At 72.4% G+C, this 7,851-nt stretch carries 4 protein-coding genes and 1 riboswitch; all 4 genes read left to right on the top strand.

Annotation, left to right across the window (positions count from 1 at the left end; all coding sequences use genetic code 11):
• Positions 1 to 39: 39 nt before the first annotated feature.
• Positions 40 to 254, bottom strand: a riboswitch (cobalamin riboswitch).
• Between the two features lie 188 nt (positions 255 to 442).
• The 4 genes from GSF22_RS27390 (at position 443) to GSF22_RS27405 (ending at position 7,703) form a co-directional block, all read left to right on the top strand.
• On the top strand, positions 443 to 880 hold the full coding sequence (locus GSF22_RS27390) for a hypothetical protein (RefSeq protein ID WP_208816624.1): 438 nt from the start codon (positions 443 to 445) through the stop codon (positions 878 to 880).
• A complete protein-coding gene (locus GSF22_RS27395) occupies positions 877 to 4,302 on the top strand; it encodes an NB-ARC domain-containing protein (protein WP_208816625.1) in 3,426 nt (1,141 codons plus the stop codon). The genes GSF22_RS27390 and GSF22_RS27395 overlap by 4 nt, the downstream gene beginning before the upstream one ends.
• Before the next feature lie 77 nt (positions 4,303 to 4,379).
• A complete protein-coding gene (locus tag GSF22_RS27400) occupies positions 4,380 to 7,379 on the top strand; it encodes a helix-turn-helix transcriptional regulator (protein WP_244454220.1) in 3,000 nt (999 codons plus the stop codon).
• A gap of 153 nt (positions 7,380 to 7,532) precedes the next feature.
• Positions 7,533 to 7,703, top strand: coding sequence for a hypothetical protein (locus tag GSF22_RS27405; RefSeq protein ID WP_208816627.1), 171 nt, complete (start codon positions 7,533 to 7,535; stop codon positions 7,701 to 7,703).
• Positions 7,704 to 7,851 lie beyond the last annotated feature (148 nt).

Genomic DNA, 7,851 nt, shown 5'->3' on the forward strand with positions numbered 1-7,851 from the left:
CGCCCGACCCGCCCGCGAGGTCGACGGCAGCGCACACGCCCTGTGTACGCAGCGTGGGCAGGTCTTCGGACTCGCGGGCCCGACCGGGTTTCCCCGGTCGCCTACTGGCCGTCGCTTCCCGGGCATCGCGCCCAGTGCCGATGACGGCGGTCGTTCCCACTCACCGCTGCGGGGCAGTCCCGGATTCGCACCGGGTTCCCTCTTACGACGCCCGACCGGCAACGGTCGGGCGAACCAACGCCGGGGGAGACCCTACCCGGCCCCGGTCGGCGGACGGCCGACCCGGGACGTGGCTGTGAGCCACCTCCCTCCGTGCCGGCCCGGAGGCGCGGGACGGCGGACCACCGGGGCGTCCCGGCCCGTCCGGTCGACGGTCGCGCACTGCGCGTCCTTTCGCTACAGTCGGCGACTGCCGGCGGGGAAACCGAGACGGGGAGGGCGGATGATCGCGGATTGGCTAGTGGTGGCGGCTGGCGCGGGCGGATCGGCGCTTGTCGGAGCAGCAGCCACCGACGTCTGGGCGGCCGCCCGTACCGGCGTCGTCCGGCTCTTCGGCCGCGGCGGTGAGCGGCGGCAGGAACTGGCCGGGCGATGGGCGGACGAGACCGCCGCAGCCGTCGCCGGCACGCCGGAATCCGAGCGTGACGCGGTACGGCAGCAGTGGGCGCAGACGTGGCAGCAGCGGCTCATTGATCTCCTCGACGAGTACCCCGAGGCGGCCGACGACCTACGGGCATGGACGGAAGCCGTTCGCGCCGGTCTCCCCGAGAGCCAGCGCGCGTGGGTGAACACCTTCGTCGCCCGCGACAACGCGATTCAGTACAACGCTCCGGGCGGCACGATGAACATCGTCAACAACCCCGGCCCCCGTAGCTCGTGACGGAACCCGCACCCCGCCAGCGAGACCAACCCACGTCCACCTTCACCGCCCGGGGGCAGGCGGCCCAGTACAACGCACCGGGCGGGTCCCTGACGGTCAACTACAACGTCGGCGGTCCGGCGACCCCGCGCCCCGGCGTGCCCTGGATGCTTCCCGCGCTCAACCGCCGCCCGGTGGACCGACCCGAGCTCACCCGACGGATGCTGGAACTGTTGGGCGAGGGCACCGGAAGAACGGTCGGAGTGACGACCGCACTACACGGTGCCGGCGGGTTCGGCAAGACGACCCTCGCGTCGTACGTCTGCTCCCGACCCGACCTTCGGAAGGTCTATCCGGGCGGACTGCTGTGGGTCACCGTCGGACAGGACAGACGCGGTGCGGACCTGGCCTCCGCCGTCAACGACCTGTGCGTGCACATCAGCGGCGACCGGCCTGCCCTGTCCGACGCCGAACAGGCGGGCTACCACCTCGGCGCGTTGCTCGACCAGCGTGAACCCACCCTCCTGGTGGTCGACGACGTGTGGGACGAGATCCAGCTACGGCCCTTCCTGATGGGCGGGGCACGGTGCACCCGCGTGATCACGACGCGCATCCCGACGGTGATCCCCGACCACGCGCACTTCGTCCACGTCGACCAGATGGAACAACAGGAATCGGTGGCGGTGCTGACGTCCCGGCTGCCGTCGTTCCCGACCGACAGCCGGCGGACCCTGCTGGAACTCACCGGCCGCTGGCCACTCCTGCTGGCACTGGTCAACGCTGCCCTGCGCCGCGCGGTCCGCAACGGCAGCGACCTGCGGACGGCCTGCCTACACCTGGTCGACCGCCTGTCCGGGCGCGGGCCGACCGCTCTGGACGTCCGGATCGTCGACTCCCGTGCCCGGGCCGTGGACGCCACGATGAAGGCGAGCATGTCCCTGCTCGGTGACGCGGACCGGGAGCGCTACCGCGAACTGGCGATCTTCGCCGAGGACGTCGACCTTCCGTTCGACGTGGTGGCCACGCTCTGGCACGCCACCGGCGGGTACGACGCCAACGACACCGCCCGCGTGATCGACGACCTGGTCGACCTCTCCCTGGTGGCCGCCTACCAGATCGCCCAGCGATCCCTACGGCTGCACGACGTGCTCCGACAGTACCTGCGCCACCTCCGCGCACCGCCGGAACTCGCGCGCACGAACGCCACGTTCCTCGACGCCAGCCGCACCGCCCTCGCGATCGGACCCGGCGACGACGGTGGAGCCCCGCCCTGGTGGTCCATGCCCGACCGGCACGACTACCTGTGGCAGCACCTGCCGTACCACCTGGCGGAGAGCGGGCGGACCGGTGAACTCGACGCGCTGCTGACCGACCTGCGGTGGCTGGCCGAGAAGAGCCGCCGCTACGACGTCGCCGCAGTCGAAGCGGACCTCACCCGCTCGACCGCACCGGTAGTGGCCAGCCTGAAGGCCGCGCTCGCGCGGGAAGCACACGTGCTGCAGCCGATCACGCCCGAGACCTCCTATCCCGACGTGATCGTCAGCCGGCTGACGGCGACGGAACCGCTCGGCGACCTCGTCACGCGATTCCGTACGCACACCTGGTCAGCGGACCGTATCGAGAACCACTGGCCCCTTCCCGATCAGAGCGCCGCGCTCGTCCGGGTCTTCAGGAGCCCGGAAACGAAGATCACCCGTTGCGCCCTGTCCCGCGACCGGGAGTACGTGGCGACGGTCGGCTTCGGGAGAGCCGTGACGGTCTGGAACGCCGGTACCGGCCAACGGCTGTTCCAGCTCGACGGACATGCCGACGAGGTGACGGACTGTGCCTTCTCGCCGGACGGCCTGACCCTCTTCAGCGTCGGCGCCGACCAGAGCGTCCGCGTCTGGGACCTGCTCAGCCGGAAGCTGAGAACCACCGCCACCGGCCACACCGGGAGGGTCAACGCGTGCGCCGTGTCCACCGACGGAACGGTGCTCCTCACCGCCGGGAACGACCGGACGGCGCGGCTCTGGGACGCCGAATCCGGCCGCCCACGCCTGACCTTCGACCGGCACACCGCGCCGGTGCTCTCCTGCGCCCTGTCACCTGACGCCGGATGGGCGGTCACCACCAGTGCCGACGGGCAGGTCCGGCAGTGGGACACCCGCACGGGTGAACAGACCGGCATGATCAGCGCCCATGCGGGCCGGGCCACCACGTGTGCCGTCGCGACCGACGGGTCCTGGTTCGCCACCGGCGGCGACGACGGGATCGTCCGGCTCTGGGACGGGCAGTCGCGGCGGCTCGTGACCGAACTGGTGGGACATCAGGGCAGCGTCACCTGCGTATCGGTGTCCCACGCCGGAACCCTCGTCGCGAGCTGCGGCGATGATCAGACGGTCCGGCTCTGGGACGCCCGGCAGCACACGACGCGCGCGATCCTGCACGGCCACAGCTGGTACGTCACCGACTGCTGTTTCAGTTCCGACGACCAGTGGCTGGTGTCGTCCGGCTGGGACCACACGGCGCGGATCTGGCACGCCGACGGGCAGACCGTCGACGTGGTCGAGCCCGCAGCGCGTAGTCGCACCTCGACCTGCGCGGCGGCGCCGGGATCGGGTCGGTTCGTGACCGGTGGCCGCAAAGGGGACGTGCGCATGTGGTCCGTGCGCGACCGGACACACACCTCGCTCGGCCGTCCCGGTGCCACCATCTCGTCGGTCCACCTGAGTGCCAGCGGTGCACTCGTCGCGGCAGCCTGCTTGGACGGGGTCATCTCCGTGTGGGACCTGTCCACCGGAACGGAACGCAGGGTGCTCGGTACGACCGGGAGCCGGGTGGAGCGGTGCCGGTTCTCGCCCGACGACCGGCAGATCGCGACAGCCATGCAGGACGGCACGGTCCGCATCTGGTCGTGGCCGGACGGGAAACTGGAACACGTCCTGTCCGCCCATCAGAACTGGGTCGCCGACTGCGCCTACAGCCCGGACGGCGAACTGCTCGTCACCGCGAGCTGGGACCAGACCGCCCGGGTCTGGAACCGGCGGACCGGCGAGACGGTCCAGTATCTGACCGACCACCACGCGCCGGTGTACTGCTGCACGATCACCCCGTCCGGTGAACACCTCGTCACCGGGGGAGACGACGGGATGGTCCGCGTCTGGACCCTGCCGTACGGTCTGGTGACCAGGGCCCTCCCGGGACACGGCGCGGCGGTACGCGCGTGCGCGGTCAGCCCCGACGGCCGGTTCCTCCTCACCGGCGGTGACGACGCCTCGGTACGCGTCTGGACCTGGGGCACCTTCACGAACGTCGCCTCGATGCGGATCTCCAGCCCGGTGACCGACCTGTGCTGGTGCGACAGCGACGGCACGTTCTGTGTGGTGGGTGACGCCGGAGTGCACCTGTTCCGGTTCTGCGGCGGCAGCCAGCCGGGGAGCGGACCGGCCGGGGGAGACTAGCCGGTCACCGGGATGCCGGCACGGCTTCCGGGCAGGGCGGGGGCGGGCCACCCGGCCCTGTGGTCCACACCCTGGTCATGTCCTTGATCATCGGACGATCCCTCGGCGAGAATGGCCGGACCAGTGAGCTGCCGAAGGGGGCGGCCTTGAGCGGTCCTGCCCGCGTCGACCGAAGTCCGCTACCAGCGGTCTCCGCGCCACGGTTCGTCGGACGCGACGGGGAGGTGCGTACCCTCGACGTGGCCCTCGGACAACCACCCGCCGTGATCCTGCTCGAAGGCGAGGCGGGCATCGGCAAGACCCGGCTGCTGCGGGAGTTCCTGACCGCACCGGCCGGACGCCGGCACCGCAGCCTGGTCGGGGCCTGCCCGCCGCTGCGCGAGCCGTACACCCTCGGTGCGGTGGTGGACGCGGTACGCGAGGGCGTCGGGAACGTGTCCGGACTGAGACTGAGTGGACTCGCGGGCGCGTTACGGCCGTTGTTCCCCGAGTGGGCCGCCGACCTGCCTCCGTCACCGGAACCGCTGGAGGACCCCACCGCGGCACGGCACCGGCTCTTCCGGGCCTTCGTGGAACTGCTCGGGCGCCTCGACGTGTCGGTGCTGGCCCTGGAGGACGTGCACTGGGCCGACGACGCGACCCTGGAGTTCCTGCTGTTCCTGGCCGCGCGTCGACCCCAGCCGGTCAGTGTGGTGGTGACCTACCGACCGGAGGAACTGTCGCCCGACTCGTTGCTGCGGCGGCTGTCCTCCCGGCTCCCCGCCGACGCCCACCTGGTCCGGCTGGCGTTGCGCCCGCTGAAAGTCGACGAGACCGCCGCGTTCGTCTCCTCGATGCTCGCCGCCGAACACGTCTCGGCGGAGTTCGCCACCTTCCTGCACCTGCGTACCGACGGCGTGCCGCTGGCGCTGGAGGAGTCGGTACGGCTGATGCACGACCGCGCCGACCTGGTCCGCCGCGACGGCGGCTGGGCGCGCCGCCGGCTGGACCGGATCGAGGTGCCGCCGACGATCCGGGACGCCGTACTCGAACGCGTCGGCCGCCTCCGACCCGACACCCGGACCGTCCTGCACGCCGCCGCGGTGCTCGCCGCCCCGGCCGACTACCCGGTCCTGCTCGCGGTCACCGAACTGCCGGCGGACCGGGTCGGTCCCGCGCTGGCCGAGGCGGTCGCCTGTGGCCTGCTCCGCGAGGACGGGCGCGGCCACCTGTCGTACCGGCACGCCCTGGCCTGCCACGCCGTGTACGAGGCCGTACCCGTGCCGGAGCGCCGTCACCTGCACCTGCGGGCGGGTCGGGCGGTGGAGGCGTCGGCGTTGCCGTCGGCCGCGCAACTGGCCCACCACTTCCGGCAGGCCGGCGAGACCGGGGCGTGGTGCCGGTACGCCGAGCAGGCCGCGGACCTGTCCACCCAGTCCGGTGACGTGGCGACGGCGGCCTTGCTGCTGCACAACCTGGTCAGCACCGCCGCCCTGCCGGCCGATGCCCTGGTCCGGCTCGTGGCGAAGATCCACTTCCAGTCGCTGCCGGACGCGGACCCCTACTGGGCGGCCGTGGACGCGCTGCGGTCGGCCCTGCGGTCGGCGACGCTGACCCCGCACCAGGAGGCGGTGGCCCGTTTCCAACTCGGTCGGGTCCTCATGGTGGCCGGGGCCATGGAGGAGGGACGGCGGGAGATCGAGCGGGCGATGACGGCTCTGGCGCCGGACTCGGTGGAGGCCGCCCGGGCCCGGACCCTGCTGGCCCTGCCCCTCGGCGCCGCCCGGCCGGCCGCCGCGCACCTACGGTGGCTGCGTGAGGCGCCTCCGTTGGCGCCGTCGATCGCGTCCTACGAGCGGCTGCGGCTGCGCCAGGAGCGGACCTTCGCGCTGCTCATGCTCGGTGAGGAGAGCGCCTGGGCGGAGGCCCGGCGACTCCCGGACGACAGCGACGACCCGCCCCGCGCCGGACTGATCGCGATCAGTCACACCAACTTCACCGAGGCGGCCCTGCGGTGGGGACGCTACGAGGAGGCCCGGTCGTGGCTCGCCAAGGCACGGAAGGTCGCCGACAGCCATCAGTTCCAGGGACTACTGGGGGCCATCGCGTCGTCGCAGGCCCGGCTGGACTGGTGCACCGGTGCCTGGGACGGGTTGACGGAGCGGGTCGACGCCCTGGTGGAGATCGACGGTGGCGTGTGGCGGAAGGACCAGTGCGAGGCGGCGCTCTTCGCGGGCCTGTTGCAGGCCGCAGCCGGCGACCGGGAACAGGCGGTGCAGCGGCTGCTTCTCGCCGGCCGGGACGACCAGCAGCGCATCGAGGCCGCGGCGGCGCTGGCGACGCTGTACCTGCACGACGGCCTGATCGACGATGCCCTGAAGATCACCGCCGACCCGGTGGAGGTCACCGTCCGGCACGGCATCTGGACCCGGGGCATCCAGGTCGTGCCGGTACGGGTCGACGCCCTGGTGGCCGCCGGACGCCTCGACGAGGCCGCCGACCTGGTCGCCGCGTTCCACCGCGCGCTGCCCGGCACGGCGGCGCCGGCCCCGCAGGCGGCCCTGGAGCTGTGCCGCGCGATGCTCGCCGAGGCCCACGGACCCACCGAGCAGGCGGCCGCCCTGTTCGCCCGGGCCGCCGCCGCGTGGCAGGCACTGCCCTGCCCCTACGAGGCGTTGCTCGCCCGGGAACGCCAGGCCCGGTGCCTGGCCGCCGCCGGGCAGCACGGGACCGCGCTGCCCCTGCTCGCCGACGTCGCCCGACAGTTCACCCTGCTGGGTGCCCGAAACGACGCCGACCGGGTGACCCGGACCCTGCACGAGCACGGCTGGCAGACCACCACCACACGGGGCCGTGGCCGGCCCGGTTACGGAGACCAGCTGTCGCCCCGGGAACGGGAGGTGGCCCGGCTGCTGATCGGCGGCCGGACCAACCGGCAGATCGCCGACACGCTCACGGTGTCCGTGCAGACCGTGGCGAGCCAGGTCCGCTCGGCCATGCGCAAGTTACGGGTGGACTCACGTACCGCGCTCGCCATCCGGGTCGTGGAGCTCGGCCTGACGGGCGACGAGGGCCGCCCACCTGCGCGGGATCGATAAGAGCGCCCGCCAGTCCTGTTGCCGGGCGCTCTAAACTCCCCGCCGACGAACGGTTCCCGGAGCGGGACGAAGAAAAGACCACGCTCCGCGCGGACGTTTTAATCCCGCATCCGGTCAATCGAATCATCACCGCTGCGATCGCAGACTGTCTCCATGCTGCCAGCGCAACGTCCGATGGCCGACGGGTCGGACCACACGTGCGAGCCGTCGACCGGCGCGCGCGACGACGGGATGCCGACGGCGGCGCCCACCAGCTCGGCGGAGCTGGCGACCGGGACCGGCACCGCCGGCGCGGGCGCCGACGGTGAATACGAACCACTGTAGAAGGAGGTCGATGGTCAGCGCGTCGTCGACGGCGTGACCGCCGGGTGCCCGTCGCCCGTCGCGTGCCCGTGTGCCACACCGGCGCTTTTCCCCACGTCCCCCCTTCACGGCCGGCCAGGTCCGTGCCGTGACTGCCGGGGACCAAGCC

Origin of the sequence: Micromonospora echinofusca, from assembly GCF_017614955.1 — a bacterium.
GTDB lineage: Bacteria > Actinomycetota > Actinomycetes > Mycobacteriales > Micromonosporaceae > Micromonospora > Micromonospora echinofusca_A.